This is a genomic window from Nitrospirota bacterium, assembly GCA_016212215.1.
Lineage (GTDB): Bacteria > Nitrospirota > 9FT-COMBO-42-15 > HDB-SIOI813 > HDB-SIOI813 > JACRGV01.
Genome location: JACRGV010000106.1, coordinates 1 through 19,116, shown reverse-complemented (window position 1 = coordinate 19,116; position 19,116 = coordinate 1). Strand labels below are relative to the sequence as shown.

Annotated in this window: 17 protein-coding genes; 12 read left to right on the top strand and 5 right to left on the bottom strand. The window is 42.4% G+C overall.

Features of this window, described 5'->3' with window-relative positions; translation table 11 throughout:
• Positions 1-4: 4 nt before the first annotated feature.
• Positions 5-1,870: a hypothetical protein gene (locus HZA08_09630; protein MBI5193685.1), complete on the top strand. Its 1,866-nt coding sequence runs from the start codon at positions 5-7 to the stop codon at positions 1,868-1,870.
• Between the two features lie 35 nt (positions 1,871-1,905).
• A complete protein-coding gene (locus HZA08_09625) occupies positions 1,906-3,738 on the top strand; it encodes an Ig-like domain-containing protein (protein ID MBI5193684.1) in 1,833 nt (610 codons plus the stop codon).
• Between the two features lie 194 nt (positions 3,739-3,932).
• On the opposite strand, the gene HZA08_09620 is transcribed toward HZA08_09625, so the two are convergent.
• Positions 3,933-4,409: a hypothetical protein gene (locus tag HZA08_09620; GenBank protein ID MBI5193683.1), complete on the bottom strand. Its 477-nt coding sequence runs from the start codon at positions 4,407-4,409 to the stop codon at positions 3,933-3,935.
• The gene (locus tag HZA08_09615) at positions 4,402-4,731 is read right to left on the bottom strand and encodes a nucleotidyltransferase domain-containing protein (GenBank protein ID MBI5193682.1); all 330 of its coding nucleotides are present in this window, start codon (positions 4,729-4,731) and stop codon (positions 4,402-4,404) included. The genes HZA08_09620 and HZA08_09615 overlap by 8 nt, the downstream gene beginning before the upstream one ends.
• A 619-nt stretch (positions 4,732-5,350) precedes the next feature.
• Here HZA08_09615 and HZA08_09610 point away from each other — a divergent pair.
• Both HZA08_09610 and HZA08_09605 read left to right on the top strand, forming a co-directional pair.
• The gene (locus HZA08_09610; GenBank protein MBI5193681.1) at positions 5,351-5,500 is read left to right on the top strand and encodes a hypothetical protein; all 150 of its coding nucleotides are present in this window, start codon (positions 5,351-5,353) and stop codon (positions 5,498-5,500) included.
• Positions 5,488-5,727, top strand: coding sequence for a DUF2283 domain-containing protein (locus tag HZA08_09605; GenBank protein ID MBI5193680.1), 240 nt, complete (start codon positions 5,488-5,490; stop codon positions 5,725-5,727). The genes HZA08_09610 and HZA08_09605 overlap by 13 nt, the downstream gene beginning before the upstream one ends.
• Before the next feature lie 18 nt (positions 5,728-5,745).
• Here the strand turns inward: HZA08_09605 and HZA08_09600 are convergent, their stop codons facing one another.
• The gene (locus tag HZA08_09600) at positions 5,746-5,946 is read right to left on the bottom strand and encodes a hypothetical protein (protein ID MBI5193679.1); all 201 of its coding nucleotides are present in this window, start codon (positions 5,944-5,946) and stop codon (positions 5,746-5,748) included.
• A gap of 108 nt (positions 5,947-6,054) precedes the next feature.
• Between HZA08_09600 and HZA08_09595 the strand changes: the two genes are divergently transcribed.
• From HZA08_09595 to HZA08_09570, 6 genes are all read left to right on the top strand, one after another.
• The gene (locus HZA08_09595) at positions 6,055-6,195 is read left to right on the top strand and encodes a hypothetical protein (GenBank protein MBI5193678.1); all 141 of its coding nucleotides are present in this window, start codon (positions 6,055-6,057) and stop codon (positions 6,193-6,195) included.
• A gap of 86 nt (positions 6,196-6,281) precedes the next feature.
• Positions 6,282-6,467: a hypothetical protein gene (locus HZA08_09590; GenBank protein MBI5193677.1), complete on the top strand. Its 186-nt coding sequence runs from the start codon at positions 6,282-6,284 to the stop codon at positions 6,465-6,467.
• A 279-nt stretch (positions 6,468-6,746) separates the two neighbouring features.
• Entirely contained in the window at positions 6,747-9,509 is a 2,763-nt protein-coding gene (locus HZA08_09585) for a hypothetical protein (GenBank protein ID MBI5193676.1), read from the top strand.
• An 11-nt stretch (positions 9,510-9,520) separates the two neighbouring features.
• Positions 9,521-12,115, top strand: a complete 2,595-nt coding sequence (locus HZA08_09580; GenBank protein MBI5193675.1) for a hypothetical protein — start codon at positions 9,521-9,523, stop codon at positions 12,113-12,115.
• Positions 12,116-12,295: 180 nt separating this feature from the next.
• Positions 12,296-14,947, top strand: coding sequence for a hypothetical protein (locus tag HZA08_09575; protein MBI5193674.1), 2,652 nt, complete (start codon positions 12,296-12,298; stop codon positions 14,945-14,947).
• A 196-nt stretch (positions 14,948-15,143) separates the two neighbouring features.
• The gene (locus tag HZA08_09570) at positions 15,144-16,778 is read left to right on the top strand and encodes a hypothetical protein (GenBank protein MBI5193673.1); all 1,635 of its coding nucleotides are present in this window, start codon (positions 15,144-15,146) and stop codon (positions 16,776-16,778) included.
• Here the strand turns inward: HZA08_09570 and HZA08_09565 are convergent.
• Positions 16,771-17,496: a DUF1460 domain-containing protein gene (locus HZA08_09565; protein ID MBI5193672.1), complete on the bottom strand. Its 726-nt coding sequence runs from the start codon at positions 17,494-17,496 to the stop codon at positions 16,771-16,773. The genes HZA08_09570 and HZA08_09565 overlap by 8 nt on opposite strands.
• 189 nt (positions 17,497-17,685) lie before the next feature.
• Entirely contained in the window at positions 17,686-18,021 is a 336-nt protein-coding gene (locus tag HZA08_09560; protein MBI5193671.1) for an energy transducer TonB, read from the bottom strand.
• Between the two features lie 71 nt (positions 18,022-18,092).
• Between HZA08_09560 and HZA08_09555 the strand changes: the two genes are divergently transcribed.
• Positions 18,093-18,497, top strand: coding sequence for a hypothetical protein (locus HZA08_09555; protein MBI5193670.1), 405 nt, complete (start codon positions 18,093-18,095; stop codon positions 18,495-18,497).
• A complete protein-coding gene (locus tag HZA08_09550) occupies positions 18,490-18,981 on the top strand; it encodes a helix-turn-helix transcriptional regulator (GenBank protein MBI5193669.1) in 492 nt (163 codons plus the stop codon). The genes HZA08_09555 and HZA08_09550 overlap by 8 nt, the downstream gene beginning before the upstream one ends.
• The last annotated feature ends 135 nt before the right edge of the window (positions 18,982-19,116 follow it).

The following is a 19,116-nucleotide window of genomic DNA, read 5'->3' as shown; positions in this document are numbered from 1 at the left end:
CCTTATGATTACCGGGGGTGGTGGTTCAACCTTTTATGTCGGCAAACTCTCTTTAAGTTCAGGTGCGTCTCTGAACCTTAACGGACACGATCTTTTTTACAATAATCTGGATGACTTGGGTGGTACTGTTTACGGCGGACAGTTGATTCACTGTCCCATGGTTGACACTGATTTTGATAGTATTCCTGATTGCCTTGATACAGATGACGACAACGATGGATTAACGGACACATGGGAAGCCCAATATGGCTTAAATCCACTTGATGCGACAGGCAATAATGGCGCTGATGGGGACCCTGACGGCGACGGATTTACAAATAGTGCAGAATTTTCAGGGGGATCAAGCCCGGTTGATCCGGCATCTTTACCAAACCATCCACCGGCAGCCAATGGTGGTTCTGACCAGAATGTTTTGATCAGCAGTCAGGTTACCCTTGACGGCAGTGCAAGCTCTGACCCTGATGATGACCTGATAACCTATAACTGGACAATGACATGCCTGCCTTCCGGCAGTTCTTCTGCCCTGTCTGATTCTACGATACCAAAGCCTGTATTTATCCCTGATATAGTGGGGACATATTGTTTTAACCTGACGGTCTGCGACCATAGGGTCTGCAACGGGGCAGATTCTGTTGTTATATCTGCTGTCACTCCGAACGTTCTGCCGAATGCATCCGCAGGCCCTGACCAGAATGTTCTTACAGGGCTTGCTGTTCTGCTGAATGGCAGCGGCAGTAATGACCCTGACCATGGGCCGAATACTTTATCATATCTGTGGAGTTTTATGAGTGTCCCTTCAGGAAGCGTCATAACAAATAATGACATAACAGGAAATAATCTCCCGATGGCAAGTTTTGTCCCTGATACGGATGGTGATTATAATATTAATCTTGCTGTCAGCGATGGTACTGACACAACTCACGATCAGGTAATAATCACTGCGGATGTCAGTGTTCCGCCTGTTGCAAATGCAGGATTAGATCAGTTAATCAAACTGGGAGTGGGAGTAACAGTTGATGGTTCAGGAAGCTATGACCAGGATGGCCGCCCGCAACCGATTACATACCAGTGGGGCTTTGTCTCAATCCCGGCAGGCCCTTCAGGAAGTACCCTTACGAATGCCTCTATAATTAACAGCAATACTGTTCGTGCAGATTTTACACCTGATGTATCAGGCAGTTATGTACTGCAGATTGCCGTAAGTGATGGACAGGCTGTGACAACGGATAATATGGTCGTGGTTGCAGACGGCGCTTCTCCAACCGGCTCTATTTCAATCAACAACAACGCTGTCTGGACAAAGACCACATCCGTGACCTTAACAATCAGTTGTGATGATGGGAGCGGCAGTGGATGTGTTGATATGCAGATTTCACGTGACGGTATATTTGATACAGAGCTGTGGGAGTCTTATGTTACAAGCAAGGCATGGACATTAGCTACAGGAAATGGAAACAGATGGGTATATGTCAGATTCAGGGATTTAGCAGGAAATATCTCAATTAGATACTCCGACAGCATCAAGCTGGATACAACTAAACCAGTAGTTATCTCTGTCGCAGATACCCCAGACCCATTCAATCCTAGTACCGGTGGTAAGACAACCTTCAGCTTTACAGTCTCGGATAATCTATCAGTTACGTGTGACGTTACAGTGAAGATTTACAATTCAGCAAATGTCCTTGTGAAAACAATTAACAAGACATGGGCACCATGTCCAACAGCAGGAGCAGCAAGCTCCGTAACATGGTATGGAAAGAACAACTCAGGAGTGCTCGTTCCTGCAGGCACATACACCTACAAGATACAGGCAAAGGATAAGGCGTTGAATTATTCATATATAAAAAGCGGGATTGTGACAGTGCAGTAAGTATGGAAATGAATAGGATTTGCAGAGGTCAGATTATGAATAAAAAAAATATTCTCTCATGTAAAGTAATCGTTGTATTATTTTCTATTGCAGTTTTACTGGATGGTTGTACATCTCATGTGGAGACGCCTGAGAATGAACAACAGGCACCAAAGATTCAAGAGATACGCATTACTCCTGCAAACCCCTCTGTGGTGGTTGGGAAAGCAATGCTTCTGACAGCATCAGCGTATGATACATCAGGAAATCCGGTATCAGTCTCAAATGAGAGCATATCATGGAGTTCTGCGAATACGGCAATTGCTGTTATTGATAAGAATGGACTTGTTACAGGAGTATCAGAAGGCAGTACACAGCTTTCTGCGGCGGAATCTGCTTCCGGGATAAAAACATCAATAACAATAAAGGTAACGTATGACATTGCTTATTTGCGTGTGATACCTGATACTCAGGAGATTAAAATTGGCAAGACTGTACAGTTCACTGTGTCTGCCTATGATAGCTCTGGAAATATACTACCGCTTCTTTCAGACAGATTCTCATGGGCATCTTCAACTCCATCGGCTGCCTCTGTTGATAAGAATGGGATTGTCACAGGCTTATCAGAAGGGAGTACTCAGATTGCTGCTACTGAGTCTGTGTCAGGGAAAAGCATATCAGTGATAATGAATGTAAAGTATGATATTGCTTATTTGCGAATTACCCCAGATGTGCAGGATATTCAAACAGGGAGAACAGCACAACTGTCTGCGTCTGCTTACGATAGTTCCGGAAATAAATTACCGCTTTCATCAGATAGATTCTCATGGACATCTTCAGACCCTTTGGTTCTTACTGTTGATAAAAATGGACGTGTAACTGGAACAGACGGAGGTTCAGCGACTATTTCAGTCAGGGAGTCATCATCACTGGTAACTGACAATATAACAATAACTGTTAAGTATGATTTTTGCGGGAAAGATTTAAGCAGGGACGAGTTCATGGATTTCTTTAATGGAAATCTTGTTATTGTAGGGGCTTACAGGGATAAAGGCAGTACCAGTTCAGATATTATAAAGGGGCTTATTGAAGACATTGTCCTTAATGGCATTGATTTTACAAGCCTCTCTGACTATAAGATTTCATTTAATGATGGAGTATACAAGGTGTCAAAGGACGGGACGGGAATAAGTTTTAAATTGTATTTTGCAAAAGACTTAGGGACGTATCACACCGGCGATTTAATACCATACAACTTATTTGATAAAGAGACATTCATATCAAATATAAAAATCTCTATATCACTGAAAGGGGTGAAATATAATTTCGACCATGGACCGCTTTATGATTTCATTGACGGGGATATAAGTTTCGCAGGGATGGATATTAGCAGTCTCAATGTATCCTTCAGATTAAGGACTGATTATATTGCATTCATGGTAAACAGTAAGGAGATTTATAATGGGGTACCTCCACGTGACAAGGACACTCTCACCCTCAGTATTACAACATCACTTGCGCCATTCGATAATATACACAATCAATTCTACACCGGCGGATATGGCATATCCTATGACGGCACTGTTTATAACAGTACATATTATGGTATTAAACAGGATTTCCATGATTCTGTTTTCCTGATGACAAAGGATGCTACCGGCTGGTTCTGGGAAGGAGATTATAAATCAAAGGTTGAAAAGGACAAGGACATATATTATCAGAAGGGGTTTGTGTCCAACAGGTCACAGAATTATACCGAGTATTACTGTGATGAAGGCCTTGATATTGAGACAAAGGTGGGTGTTGCAAAACACAATCTTGATCTCAAGGGAGGAGTATTTACATTTACTAACGGGACGGAGGTTAGGTATGGGCTTGAGTCGTTTTAGCTATAGTAGATGAAATATGTACCGGAAATGTCGGATTTTTCAAATTTGAAAGAATGGGCGGCACCCTCAAGGATGATCAGTTCTGAGTTGTGTATCTTTGAGATAAGTTCTTCTGCATATTCAGAATTGTTGTTGTCACAGTGAAGGTATCAGGTGCTGGAGTCATGGATTACGGCTATGCCTGCTAATGTTGTCTATGCTTCTTCTACGAGTTCCTCATTCAGGAAGGCAAGGAATTTAGTGGTTTCTTCGATAAACCGGTCTACAACTTTATCGAATTTCTTTGCGAGGTAATCTATCCTTTCACTTTTGAGCCCAAATCCGTAGATGTTTCTAAAAACATGCCTGAAGGAGAGAAATTCGTCGAGGTCAGCGGCAAGTTCTTCTGAAATAACCGCCGGCCTGGTGTCCTTAATTGCCATGGTCATTTTATATAACAGGGCCTTATGCCACTTATCACTATCCTCATATCCGCCGTTTATCTCAATGGCTACGTTCTTGAATATCCTTTCACAACAGTTGTAAAAATCATGGAGGATTGAACCGATTGAACGTCTGATGATGATCGAGTTGTAGGAATCTATATCTTTTAACTCTCTTTTATGTTCATTGAGATTTTCTAACTCTCTTTCAATGCCGGATATCAGACTTCTTATAATCTCTTTATCCAAGCTGCTTCCCTTCAGTTGAAATTCTTTTTTTAAATTCCTCTGAGAGGTCTTCAAAAGGTTTCAGATCAACCCTGTATCCGGCCTCTTTGATGATAAAGGCATAAGCCTTGAAGAAATCCTCTATCTTCAAGCCTTTTATAACCATATCTATATCCGAGTTAATCCTGAATCTTCCTGTCAGAACAGAGCCAATGAGATAAATAGCGTCGAAGTCATACTTTTTTCTTAAAAGGGATGCGAGCCTTTCAGCCTCGATTATGGCATCCTCTCGTAAGCATTTAAGCCTTTTTTCTCTCTCCTGTAAAACTGCAATCAATGACATTGTCCAATCCTTTACCTTGTGGAAATTATGATAGAAGAGTTTATCCGTGGTGTCAAATCGGTTGTAACGTCGGTTGTAACGTCGCCCGGGGTAAAAAAATCCTGAAAAAAATTATTTGGTTCTTTCTCATTTCAAGTGGGTAAACCATCTTCCGTAATGAATAACATTTTCTCTTTCCCCTCCCTTGACTGGAGGGCTATAATTATTCCACTTCCTTATCTCTCCCCCACTTGCAGGGGGAGGTAGGAGGGGGTAAGGGGAGGGTGGTATAAGCAGTTCTCCCTTATTACCGTTTGATTCTCAAGTGAATCCATAACAATTGTTCCGCATCTGTAGGTCTTTTCCTAATATCTTTTCCCAATGTTATTATTCTGTTCCCCATAGAATCACCCCCACCCCGTCAATGTGGAGGGAATATTCTTTACCCACTCGGAATTGAACCCTCACGGGAGACCGAGACGATCTCTAAGGCCATCCTGGCGGGGTAGAATTTGATAATCTAATTTCGATTATTGCATTGGAATGTCTGGTATTATAGAATAACCATGGTGAATGGAATTGTACAAAGTCAGGAAAGTGGTTCAGATCTTCAGGTTCAGACAGGAAAGCTCAATATATTATGGATATAGTACAATCAAAAAATAGTGTGCCGATCAGGCTTAATGAAAATAGATGGCTTCATATTACTGAAGAACATTCTGAAATGGCCGGGTATTATTTTAGGAGGATTAAACAGATCCAGAAGAGGAGAAAACTATGGCCACAGTAGACGTCAGAGAGGTTTTAAACATTACATCCGGACTCTTGAACATACCATTTAAACGTATCTGGTCCAGTTATGATGAGGAGGCGGATGTGTTGTATTTAAACTTTAAGAAACCGAGTCATGCGGATGATAGCGAGCTTACTGATGATGATATTATTATAAGGTACGAAAAGGGGGAAATTGTAGGTATTACAGTCCTTCATGCGAGTAAAAGACAAGTATCAGGATAAAGCTGTTGTCAAAAGATGCTACAACTGTTTAGTCCTTCCGGCTTTATGTTCTGCAAGGGCTTTTTCTGCCAACTTATCCAGTTTTCCTGCATGAATATCACCTTCAATCTGTCGATCCCACTCATCCGCATCGTATTCACGGAACCAGTTCCGGAAATTTGTTAGCTCCTCACGGTTTAACTTCTGAATTTCATGTTCAATTTGTTCAACTCTTGACATATTCATCCCCCAGAATGTTTTTATCTTAATAAAAACTTGAGAGAAATTTAAGTTATCTTTAAATGGATGTAGGCATATGAACTTGCCGAGAGACTATACCAGCGCCTCATGCTCTGCCGGCAACGCACAGGCAGCCGTACTGAGGCAATACGGGCGTATAAAAGATTAAAAACATTCCTATCTACCCACCTCGGCATAGAACCCTCCGCAGAGACTGAAGCCATCCATAAATTACTCCTGAAAAGGTAAAACTTTCTTTTAAAAACAAAATATTTTCAAAATACCCCCCCAATCCGTTATCAATCCGTTATCTCCCCATGATAATAATAGTTCTTATGAAAAATAAAAAACCGTTTATTGTGGACAATTACATCGTCCGTATCTATCGCAGGGATGAAGAGGATATTCGGAAAGTGGTAGGGATAGTGGAGCATGTGGGGGCAGAGGAGAAACAGGCGTTTCATAGCATGGATGAATTGTGCGGGATACTCAGCTCGCAAGGGGAGGGGAAGGTGTCTTGATCGTTCCCGTTAATATCAAACCAATACGGTTTTTTAAACTCCCACATTCACGCTATTGTTACTTTTGTAGCCAATCTGTATAAAAAATATACGCCGGCCGGGTTCCTTCTATATTTTCTAATGTGGCCATATAAAACTAAGGATTTCAAGTAGTTATAACAAATTATTTAAAATTATTTTATCAGGTATTGAATTTGCATATTATTTGAAAGGACTTAAAAATACGGACTTGAGTTTGTGGATTTCTATTGTTAATTCTTTTTTTACAGGAGGCTTTTCATGTTCAAAGGTGTATCTCTTCGTTATCAGTCTGATTCAACCGGATTTAGTGCAAAGTTGTTTTTACCTCTGTTATTAATCGGATTGATAGTATTATTTTCTGTTCCTCCTCATGCTGTTGCAAGCAGTAGTCAGGAAGAATTGTTAGGGTCGTTTGAAGGGACGCTGACAGGATTTGATGGGACGATTTTGGGCGTAGAGGCTGTTATTGATAACTCACTTAATAGTGAGGAGGGGCCTCTGGTTGCTTTTGACGGGTCAAATTATCTCGTTACTTATGAGAATAATAATGGCAGTGCATCTGATATTTACGGGCGGTTTGTATCCACATCAGGAGTCCCGTCATTAACAAATTTTCCAATAAGCACCTCGCTTTATAATAAGTACCGTCCTGCAGTATATTTTAACGGAACAAACTATCTTGTTGTCTGGTTCGATTACAGGGCCGGCACATCTGATATATATGGACAGATTCTTTCAAAGAATGGTTCACTGATAGGGCCTGAGATTCCAATCACTACTAACGCAGGTTCGCAGTTAAGACCTGTGATAGGCTTCAATGGTGTTAATTATCTTATAATTTGGTGGGATGACCGGAATGGGGTGGACGCAGACATATACGGTCAAATGGTATCTCCATCCGGTGCGTTGGCCGGTAGTGAGATTCCTATCAGCACTTCTGTGGGTAATCAGCAGCGTCCTGAGATCAAGGCTTATGGCTCAGACTTCTTTGTCGTATGGGAGGATGACAGAAACGGTAATTTGGATGTGTATGGCCGGTTCGTTACGTCTGCAGGCGCTCTTTCAGGTACGGAGTTTCCAATAGCCTCATCAGTAAACAATGAAGACAGCCCTATGATAGGCTTTGATGGTACCCGTTTCTTTGTTGTGTGGCGGGATAACAACAGCGGGATACAGACGGATATTTATGGGCAGAGATTGTCTGTAACAGGGGCACTTATAGGCAGTCCGTTTGCGATCACTACAGGAGCAGGGTATAAGAAGCCTGGAAATATAATCTTTGATAATGATGACCGCTATTTTGTAGTATGGGATGAATGTCCTGCCGCCTCTTGTTATCGGACAACACTTGGGGATATATATGGCAGGTTCATAAAGAAGACCGGTGCTGTGCTTGAATATAAATTTAAGGTATCGTCTGCATCCGGAGACCAATCCCGTCCGCGTGTTGCCTTTGATGGAACGAATCTCTTTGCAGTGTGGCAGGACTTCAGGAATAACACAGACTATGATGTTTATGGTCAGATAATAAATAGCTTTGACCCAACAGAGCATTTAGAGAAATGTGACGGTATTGACAATGACCATGACGGCAACGTTGATGAGGGCTTTCAGGGGGGCAACACAACATGCGGGGCGAACGTTGAAGTTGCTGAACACACACCGGATGGCGTAACTAAGGTCTCTTTTTCTTCGGTCTCAATGAGCGGTACAACTACGGATATAACTGACAGTACAGGCCCGGAAGTACCTTCCGGATATGACAAAGGCCCTAACCCTGTTTACCATGATATTATTACCAATGTTGCATTTACCGGTTATGCAACAGTTTGTCTTCCTTACGATCAGACAAAATATACATGGGAAAGCCGGTTGAGACTGCTCCATTATAATCTGACTAAATGGGATGATATTACTACAAATGTAGATACCACTGCCAATATTATATGCGGCAGGACAAGAGGGTTTTCACCTTTTATTGTTGCACAACAGAGGTCCACAGCGGTATCCATATCCGGAATGTCTGCAAAGGCAAACAGCGAGAGAGTGGTGCTGACATGGTCAACTTCATCTGAGACAGACAATGAAGGGTTTAATATCCTGAGGAGTGAATCTGCTGATGGTCAATTTATACAAATTAATCCGAGTATGATTCCAACCAGGGGCGGTGTCGGTATGAAGGCATCGTATGCCTTTACAGATAATGGAGTTGATGCAGGGAAAAAATATTATTACAAGCTGCAGGATATTGATGCCAAAGGGATTGTAACTGCTCATAATGTTGTTTCTGTTTTAGTTGATGTTGCGGAATTGAAAGGGAAGGCTGATGTAATAAGCAAGGCGGAGGAAGTTATTTCAACGAATACTGAGGTTAGTGCCAAGGCCCCGGAAAATTCCCGCAGTCAGACGGTAACTATTGCTGTTCAGGATTACCAAGAAAAGCCTGTACCGGCAAATAATACTGAAACTCTTATCCCTGCAGATGCAAACAATAATATCGAAATGCCTGCGGCTGCGGATAAGGTGAACACCGAAGGCATGAACGCAGCCGGCAAACCGCATGTTGACGGTCATAGGCAGGACATAGCTTATGCCCCCAATCCGAATACTGATACTGCTCATTCATCTCTGTCGGTCTCTATTGAAGATAAGAAGGGAAACCTTCTTACAATAAGCAGGATTAATGGTTCTGTCTTAACAGAGTCATCGGTATCCTCATTTAATGTAAAAGAGGATGCCGGGCGTATGATAATTTCATGGAAAGGGGCAGGGCCGGTGAAAGGTTTTGTTCTGAACAGGGCTGAAAATAACAGCAAAGAATATCAGCCAGTTTCAGGTGAGATACCGAATTTCAGCAGTAACAAACAGGATATTTATGAGTATATTTATATTGATAACAGTGTGAAGCCTGGGATTAAGTATGATTATCGGATTGAGCCGTTAATGGCTGATCATGAGATGGGGATGATCTTTAAGATTTCATCAACAGAAAAACCAGGTCTTAACAACAATGTGAAGTGAGTTTTATTGATGTGAGCTTTAATAATATTAAAGCAGTCTTTCCTTTATTATCTTCTTCTATAATTCTGTGTTTATTAATCCTTATCAGTTCTCCGGATGAAGTCCATGCTCAGGATTTCATCCTCAGGATACCTGTTACTGAGGAGGGTATATACAGGATTACCTATGAATACCTTGGGGCTGAATATGTCAAGTCTAACGGCATTAATCCAAAGAACATTGTTCCCTCACAGATTCATGTTTATAACAGGGAAAAGGATGTTGCAGTATATGTGGAAGGCGAAGAAGACGGGACATTTGATGCAGGCGATTTCATAGAATTTTATGCTGTACCAATAAGGGCTGGTGATGCAGAATATAAATATACAGATGAAAACATTTACTGGCTTAAAATAAGTTCTGACCCTGCCGCCAGGATGACCGAATGGGATTCTACAGGTTCAGGTGAAACGCAGACGTCCTACCTGCATACAAACCACTGGGAGTCTAACTGGTTCTACTGGGAGAGTATGCCTGATGGTGCCGGACTGGACCACTGGTTCTGGGGAGACAGGATTAAGGCAGGACAAAGCCGGCCGCATGGATTAAAAGGGTTGGACCTTACTAACTTAGATAGCTCTAAGTCTGCTGATGTAAGGGTTTATCTGCATGGGCGAACGGATGATTCAGCCGCCTCTGACCATACAACAAAGGTCAGTCTAAATGGGAATGAACTTGGTGAGGTACAATGGGATGGCCAAAAGCCGGTTACCTATACATTCAATGATATACCGGCAAGCCGGTTAAAGGATGGAGATAATATAGTAACCTTTGAAGAGATCAAGAATCCGGATGTAACCGTAGACAGCATATTCGTCAACTGGATAGAGATAGATTATTTCAAGAAATTTATTGCAGAAGGAGACCGCATTAAATTTACAGCAGAGGGGCAGGGTGAGCGGAATTTCTCTATTTCAGGTTTCAGCAGTCCGCTGATTAATGTCTTTGATGTAACTGACCCTTATAACGTAAGGCGGCTTAAAAATCCCGTAATTACCTCATCCACCGGAGTCGGCGGAGTAGGGAATAAAGTAAAATTCTCTGACGTAATATCGGAGAAGGCAACATATCTTGCTATAGCACGCCCTGTTATCAAAGAAAACAAGTTTGATTTTTTTACTGAGCCATTATCTCTTAAATCAGCAGATAACGGGGCAGATTACATTATAATTACACATGAGGATTTGAAAGATTCTGTTCTCCCTCTTGCCTCCCACAGGGAAGGGCAGGGCTACAGGGTAAAGGTTGTTACAACAAGGGAAATATATAATGAATTTTCAGGCGGCATATTCACGCCTGAGGCAATAAAGAATTTCCTGAAATATGCTTATGAAAATTGGAAAGGTGATCCCCCTGAGTTTGTTGTACTTATTGGAGATGCTAATGTAGATTATAAAGACTACCTTAAAGATTATATAGTGACAAAACAGATCAACTATGTCCCAACTTTTCTTGTGGACACAGAGATTGGAGAGACGCCCAGTGATAACTGGTTTGTAACAGTGGCTGGCGATGACCTTCTCCCTGATATGTTTATCGGGAGGATACCCGCTAAATCACCGGAGGAAGTAAAGGCTGTCGTTAATAAGATTTTATCTTATGAGACGAGCGGGTACGGCAGTTGGAAAAGCCGCACATTATTTGCAACCAATGATCAGGACCCAAGATTTGATGAGAATTCTGATGAGTGGATCGGTAATATCCCGCCGGATTACACCACCACGAAGATATACGCCAGTCAATATATGGATAAGACCCAGCCGAGGACTGACCTTATTAATCAATTGAATAACGGGGTAGCACTAACAAGTTTTTTCGGTCACGGTAGTATTGACCTGTGGGCAGTGACCGCTGATATTCAGGAGCTGTTTACTTCGGATGATGCATCCAGACTATCGAACCAGGGGATGTATCCCTTTATTGTCGTCTTTGCCTGCCTTAACGGGCTGTTTGCAGAGCCTTCAGAGGGTGTACCCATTAAACTTCCTGACGGCAGCGAAATCACATATTCTATTCCCCTTGCAGAGGCCATGCTGATGCAGGATAGCAAGGGTGCGATTGCAATGTGGAGTCCCTCTGCATTTGCATATCCATCAGAGCAGAGGTTAATCGGCAAGGAACTCTTTTCAGGGATATTTGAGAAAGGGAATAAGATATTAGGGTCAGTAACAACTGCGGCAAAGGTTAATCCATTTATAAAGGGTGAAATATATGAGGAAAACCTGGATGTATTTACATTCTTCGGGGACCCTGCTACAAGACTTGCCCTGGCTGCCGCCAAAGATAATACAGGCTCAGGCAGCGGTGGAAAGAGCGGCGGCGGTGGTGGAGGCGGATGTTTTATTGCTACAGCAGCTTTCGGCTCGTACCTGCATCCTTATGTCAGGATATTACGGGACTTTCGTGATGATGTGCTGATGCAGAGTTTTTTAGGCCGGAGGTTTGTGGACGCATATTACCGGCTCTCTCCTCCCGCGGCTGACTGGATTTCCCAAAGACCTTGGGCAAAGGCTGTAGTAAGGGTTTTATTGCTGCCTGTGATCTTATTAGCGTGGTTATTGATCTGAAATTTATTCATGCGAAAATCCCTTCCGGCGGGGTAAGAAAACCCCGCCTATCCATTTCTATGAGGATAGGCGGGACATTCTTGTCCCGCTGATTTTCATTGACATTTGTGAACATAGGTTCATCGGAGTTCCATTTTCATTCTCTTTACTTTAGACGCCTTAATATTTAAAATACAGGCCATGCACTTTCTTATAATCTTCTTATTGCTGATTCTGAGCGGCTGTACTCACGGGCTGAATGATGTTGAGGCGCCTAAGATACTCGGTGTTTCTATTGAGGCTAATGACATTTGTAATAAGGGCGGCAAAGATGTCCCATGTATGCTCAGAAGCGACCCTTCTGATGTGATTACTGTTAAGGTCAGGATACAAGGGAGTGATGACGTTGGAATCGCAGGTTACTATATCACATCCGGGGATGCCTTGATTCCTGCTAACTGGATCACCATTGCCCCTGCAGGTACAACTTATGATGAGACTATTACTTATAGTCTGCCGTCCCCGTCCGGTGACGGGATAAAGAAGATAAAGGTGTGGATTAAGGACCTTGGCGGGAAAATATCGGATGTTACAACTGCTGAGGTGCTTCTTGTATCAGGTCAGATTAAAAAAGGATGGAAGAAAGAGACTATTGACGGGGAGAGGGATTTTGCAAATGGTCTGTTCAGCCATGCATTACTGGTTGATAGTAATGGTTATCCCAATATAGTATTCGGTGAAAATAAATTATATCATGCTGTCCAGGATGCAACAGGATGGACAATAGAAAAGTTAGATGACATTGATATAGGCGGTTCACATGCCGGCACATCATTCGACTCTTCAGGAAATGTCCACTTGAGTTACATTGATGGGAATAAAAATCTTATCTATGCAACAAACTCATCAGGTGCGTGGAAATATACAACAGTGGATAGCTCCGGACATGTATCCGGGATTCCTGATATTGATTATAGTACAGCCGGGGTGCATATAAGTTACTATGATGCAGGAGGCAGGGACCTCAGGTATGTAAATTGTGTGTCGGACTGTTCTGAACCGGTTAATTGGACAAGCAAAGTTTTGGATAGCACGGGGGATGTGGGAAACCATAGTTCTATAAAAACAGGGACAGACGGCAGTGTTCACATAAGTTATTTTGATAATACGAATAATTCTCTAAAATATGTGACTGCTGATAGTAATGGTACATGGGGTACTCCTGTTACTGTAGATAATAATTCCGGCGATTATAGTGATATTGCATTAGATTCCAACAACAAACCACATATCGTTTATTATGACACTACAGGTATTCTAAGATATGCCTCTGTTGTCTCAGGTAACTGGGAGCCTGCTGAATTGGACAAAGATAGTTTTACAGCAAACTTTCTTTCAATCACTGTGGATGCCGGAGACATTGTTCATATATCCTACTTTGACACAAAGACTTCAGTGCTCAAGTATGCAACTAATGAGACCGGTTCGTGGGTAACTGTTTCTTTGGACACGGTTGGAACATCCGGTCTTTATAATCTTATTGCTGCTGATTCAGATAATATTCATATAAGTTATTTTGACAGCACTAATCTATCCGTTAAATATGCTGTTTGTACCGGCAGTTGCACAGATGCTTCTAATTGGTCAATCGAACGTGTACTAAGTTCCGGAGATGCAGGCAGGCACAATTCTATTGCAATGGATGCTGACGGGAATCTTCATGTCAGCTACCTAGGCGGGGGAGCGCTCAGATATGCAGAGAATACAACAGGAACATGGAGGACAGCGGTTGTCGGCAGAAACGGGTCATCATCAGGGGAGTACACATCTATGGCAATAGATTCCGGAGGAAATATACATATAGGTTACTATGATAATGATATTAATGGGCTTAAATATGCTGTGTGTAAAAATAACTGTGTTAAACCTGAGAATTGGACAAGCACAATAATTGAGATGGGGCTTCCCGGTAACATCAGTTTCTCTCATGTGTCATTGATTACGGATGAAGACGACGGTATTCATATTAGTTATTATGATATTTCATCAGGGTCATTGAAGTATGCCTTCTGTAATACAGGATGTACTGTTGATAATGGCAAAGACGGCATTGGTGATAACTGGAAAAGGGTTTTTGTTGATAAGAGTGTGATAGTCAATAATATTGTCATATATGATGTCGGGCAATATAGTTCAATTGCCATAGATAAATCTGCAAATAAGATTTATATGAGTTACTTTGAAAGGATAAAGGGTTCTTTAATGATTGCCGTATGTGGGGGTAGTTGTATAGAGGATGGTGACGGAGATGGTATAGGAGATAACTGGACAACAGAGGTTATTGATGAAGGAAAGAAAGAACCTGTCAGCGGCGCAATAGATGCAAGAGGGCTTTATACCTCTGTGAAAGTGGATCAGGATGGATATGTTCACATAAGTTATTTTAATGAGACAACAGGTGACCTGAAATATGCAACCAATAGAAGCGGTGGTTGGGATCGTGTTGTGGTTGATAATTATGACAGGGCAGGGATTCATTCAGCCCTCTCAATAGGAACAGATAATAAGGTATACATTGTGTATAACCGTATCTCTGCCGGCTTGAGCGTATTGAAATATGCGGTATGTTCTTTAAATCTAAATTGCACATCAGACAATGTTGAAAACATCACCCGTAATCCTGAGAAGAACGACGGGATAGCGGATAACTGGACAACCTACATCTTAGACATGTTCGATAATCCGGGTATGTTCACGTCCATTATTGCAGACAGTGATATCCATGTAATTTATTATAACCCTGATACCGGCGGGCTGAATTATACGTCCCCCCCATCTTCCCCCCTCCCTTGATGGGAGGGGGGAAGGGGGAGGGTGAGCTATGGAGATTTTCGAGTGAACCGTCATGAGGCGGGGCGCTCACAAAGGGGAATGAAAATCAGCGGGACAAGAAAGTCCCGCCTATCCTCGTAGAAATGGATAGGCGGGGTTTTCTTACCCCGCCTTCTCTTAATCCCCTCCCCCTTGAGGGGGGAGGGACAGGGTGGGGGTGAGCTATGGAGGCTTTCAGATAACAACCATGCAACAAAAATTATACCAGCTCATCATCAGCAGGCTTAATGGCCATGATATTCATTCAGAGGCTTACAGGGCAAGAATCATTGAGCTTGTCAGGAAAGGGATAGGCGGCTTCATAGTCTTCGGAGGAGAGTTGGAAAGTATCAGGTCATTTATTGATGAGATGCAGTCTTTAGCTGAGATTCCTTTGTTCATCGCCTCGGATATAGAACGCGGTGTCGGACAGCAGATTAATGGCTGTACAATTTTTCCTTCTCAAATGGCGTTCTCAGCGGCTGTAGATAAGCATAATCCGGAAGATGTCTGCATGTTGAGAGATGCAGTCAGGGCGATTGCACTTGAGGCAACAGATGTCGGAATTAACATGCCTCTCATCCCGGTTCTGGATATCAATTCTAATCCTGACAATCCCATTATCTGCACAAGGGCGTTCTCTGACAATGCCGGAGATGTGTCATGGTTCGGCACTGAATATATAAAGGCTCTTGAGGGAACAGGTCTCATATCTTGTGCAAAGCATTTCCCCGGTCATGGCGATACTTCAATAGATTCTCATATTGCACTTCCCGTTATAACAAAATCTTATGATGAACTTGTGAAGACGGAGTTAGTACCTTTTGTTGAGGCAGTTAATGCCGGGGTAAGGAGTATAATGGTCGGACATTTAACATTACCGGCTGTTGACTCAGCCCCTGCAAGCCTATCCGCTAAGATAATCACAGAGATATTAAGAAAAAAGCTCGGCTTCAACGGCCTCATAATCACTGATGCATTAAATATGTCTGCCCTCGATGATTTTGATAATGTCCCTGCAAGGTGTATGTCAGCAGGCATTGATATACTTCTCCATCCCACTGACCCAGACGTAACTGTAAAACAACTTGAAGAGGCAATATATTCAGGGATGCTTGATAAAGGGATTATTGATAATGCTGTAGAGCGTATCATAAAGGCAAAGAGAGACCTGAGTAAAATAAAAAAAGTACATATTGATTACAATAAACACGAAGCCCTTTCTGAGCATATTACAGAGAGGGCAATTACACTTGTGAAAGCTGGCCTCACAAAGGATGATGAAAATGGGCGGGGCAGGAATGTTCCACATATCTTTCAAGGGAGAAATGAAAATGGATGGGACAAGAATGTCCCACCTATCCTTGATATAGGTTTGGATAGGCGGGGTTTTCTTACCCCGCCGGAGGGATTTGCGGATGAAAATGTCCAATTGATCATTGCAGGGGAGAAGAAGTTTTATGACCCTTCGGTGTGGGATGGCATGGGAGTGGATACGAAGGGTTTTTCAACCCCGCCGGAAGGATTTTCACATTCCACCACCATCTTCGCCATCTTCTCTGAAACCGCCGGATGGAAAGGCAGATCAGGCATTAATGAACAGGAGAAAGACCTTCTTATAGATATACTTAAAAGTTCCGGCAAATCTATTGTTATCTCCTTGGGAAGCCCTTATGTCCTGAGATATTTCAGTGATGCAGATGTCCTTATCGCGGCCTATGGCAATAATGAAAAGACTCAGCGTGCTGTGATGAATTGCCTGATGGGTAAGATAGAGTTTAATGGCCGCCTGCCTGTGAAGATAGTCACTTAGGTCTTAATACAATCAAACCGGGTTTCTCAGCCATATATTTTATAAAATCCTCATCAAGCACTTTCCTGATTGCCGGTCGTGAAGATGCATGACGAATATAAATCTTATCTCCTGCCCTGATAATTATTCCCACATGCGAGACATCCAATCCCTCTTCATCCGAGTATATACCTGCATAGTCGCCGGTTTTAAGCCTTTCTATCACAGTGTTATCCAATGCATTTGCAGGGATGTATTCAATATTCCGTTCTACCGGTTTTATCCCATCAACAACATAAGTGCCATCTTTTTTGAGATTTAACTTTTTTATGACTTGAATTGCCTTGTGTCCTCCATCTATATCTGTAACATCCTCAACGAACCCTCCATTATATTCAATCCAGTCTGTAAAAAAATGGTTCCTGTTTTCAAAGGAAATTAGATCTGCATGATACCTCACCCGCTCAAGATTTTCCATGAACCCCGAAAAAGAACCTGAATGCCTCATTGCCTCAACATAATCAATAAATGTAAAACAGTCCACCTTTGCCAGATTAACAACAAAGACCTCCGGCGTAGTTACGTCTCCAATCAAAGTTGATCCTGAATAACCAACATCAAGAAATATCCCTGAGATAAATTCTATCCGTGCCCCGGCATCTTCTATGCAGGATGATTCATGCAGGATGCGGTCTAATTCCTCAACAGTCCATTTGCCTGTATTAATTATCTGTTTCATCCGAAAATCAACCCCATCCCCACCCTACCCCTCCCCTTGAAGGGGAGGGAATCAACATAGCCCCCTCTCCCTCAGGGAGAGGGTTAGGGTGAGGGTGGGGTTTTCTTGTCCCGCTGATTTTCATTCCCCTTTGTGATCCCCGGCTCATGAATGTTTCTGGGTTTAAAGTAGCAGGATGATATTTCACTGTCAATAAGGATTAACTGTACTTGAGACAATTCGTGCATTTATAATCTCTCCGCTGGGCTCAATAGTAAATTCAACAGTTATTGTCCCTTTGAGTTCCGGATTGTCCCTGAGTGCCTTCTTGTAAAGGAAGGTTATGCTTCCACTGTAGGATGTGAGTACCTCTTTTATTGACTCACGGCTTCTTGGTTTAAATAAACCATTTCCTTCTCCGCCTGCTGCCGCCTTGCTGAGAGAGACTGAGCATATATTCAGTACAAATACAAAAGAAACTATAAATGCAATGGTGAGGATCTTTTTGAATAGGAAATTATTGTTATCTTTTCTGAAAATAATCATTTGGAAGAAGTCCTTCTCCACTACTATTGGAGAAGGAGCATAATACATCGAGGTGACAAAGGTAGGTCAGTTTGGGGAATTACAAACCAAAAAATATATCAGATGATTTCCTCGGCCTGGTCACATTTGGGAGTTTGATAGCAAATATATTACAGATTGTTAAACAAAAGAGACTTGAAGACCAACATCAAAATTTAAAGGCATACGCAGACAACCTCAAGCATCATTATGACAACATGATAGGGCGTTATGAACAGGTCTCAAGTGCCTATCTGTCCATGAAGAGTGTTAATACGGCTTTATATAAGGAGATACAAACCCTTAATGATGTAGTCGCCGAGTTGTACAAAGAAAATAACAGACTTATAAAGGAACTGGACACTTTTAAAAAGGAGAATCTTAAGCTCAAGACTTCCATGTCTGGGTCGCCTGTCAAAAAGAAAAGACGTGTAGTAAAGAGGGAAAAGAATGCTTAATATTGATTCAATGCTTTACTCCTCATCAAAGAATCTTAGGCGGTATAAGAAACAGACTAAGGAGGCTGAACAAATCCTCTACTTTCAATTTGGTCCGGGGATAATCAAATATCTGTTAGCTGCTATTAGCGGGTGCCATTTTGCAACATCCATAAAACAACATATTCCGAAGAAAAAGATAAGTATCCGTAAAGAGGCAAATCCAAATAGGGTTATCGTTTGGGCTATTGCTCAGAGAATCAGAGAGGCGAGAGAACAGCAGGAGTTAAGACAGGAAGACCTTGCAAAGATGACCGGAATAGCAAGGCCCAATATAGTCCGCTTAGAACAAGGGCACCATGTACCTTCACTCACTACCTTGAGGAAGATTGCAGATGCCCTGCATCTTGATATAACGCTCTTGACGGCACAGCCTGAAGTCACACCCGAAGAGAGGCATGAATTTACCGGAATGGCGGAAAGCAGCATTGCAGAATGGAGTTGAGAAATCATACCGGACATAGTGTCCCTCATCCAGAACCTTCACCAGCTCATCCCATCCGGCCTCAAGAATCCTATCAGGTGTGACAAGCCCGGCCTTTACAAATTCCAGGTAAGTGCGTTTTGCCACCTCCTGCTG

Coding starts and splice junctions, on each gene's coding strand:
- HZA08_09610 (MBI5193681.1), top strand. CDS start 5,351: ATGGATATAGTACAATCAAAAAATAGTGTGCCGATCAGGCTTAATGAA.
- HZA08_09615 (MBI5193682.1), bottom strand. CDS start 4,731: ATGTCATTGATTGCAGTTTTACAGGAGAGAGAAAAAAGGCTTAAATGC.
- HZA08_09560 (MBI5193671.1), bottom strand. CDS start 18,021: ATGATTATTTTCAGAAAAGATAACAATAATTTCCTATTCAAAAAGATC.
- HZA08_09625 (MBI5193684.1), top strand. CDS start 1,906: ATGAATAAAAAAAATATTCTCTCATGTAAAGTAATCGTTGTATTATTT.
- HZA08_09550 (MBI5193669.1), top strand. CDS start 18,490: ATGCTTAATATTGATTCAATGCTTTACTCCTCATCAAAGAATCTTAGG.
- HZA08_09630 (MBI5193685.1), top strand. CDS start 5: ATGATTACCGGGGGTGGTGGTTCAACCTTTTATGTCGGCAAACTCTCT.
- HZA08_09575 (MBI5193674.1), top strand. CDS start 12,296: ATGCACTTTCTTATAATCTTCTTATTGCTGATTCTGAGCGGCTGTACT.
- HZA08_09590 (MBI5193677.1), top strand. CDS start 6,282: ATGAAAAATAAAAAACCGTTTATTGTGGACAATTACATCGTCCGTATC.
- HZA08_09600 (MBI5193679.1), bottom strand. CDS start 5,946: ATGTCAAGAGTTGAACAAATTGAACATGAAATTCAGAAGTTAAACCGT.
- HZA08_09585 (MBI5193676.1), top strand. CDS start 6,747: ATGTTCAAAGGTGTATCTCTTCGTTATCAGTCTGATTCAACCGGATTT.
- HZA08_09595 (MBI5193678.1), top strand. CDS start 6,055: ATGCTCTGCCGGCAACGCACAGGCAGCCGTACTGAGGCAATACGGGCG.
- HZA08_09605 (MBI5193680.1), top strand. CDS start 5,488: ATGGCCACAGTAGACGTCAGAGAGGTTTTAAACATTACATCCGGACTC.
- HZA08_09565 (MBI5193672.1), bottom strand. CDS start 17,496: ATGAAACAGATAATTAATACAGGCAAATGGACTGTTGAGGAATTAGAC.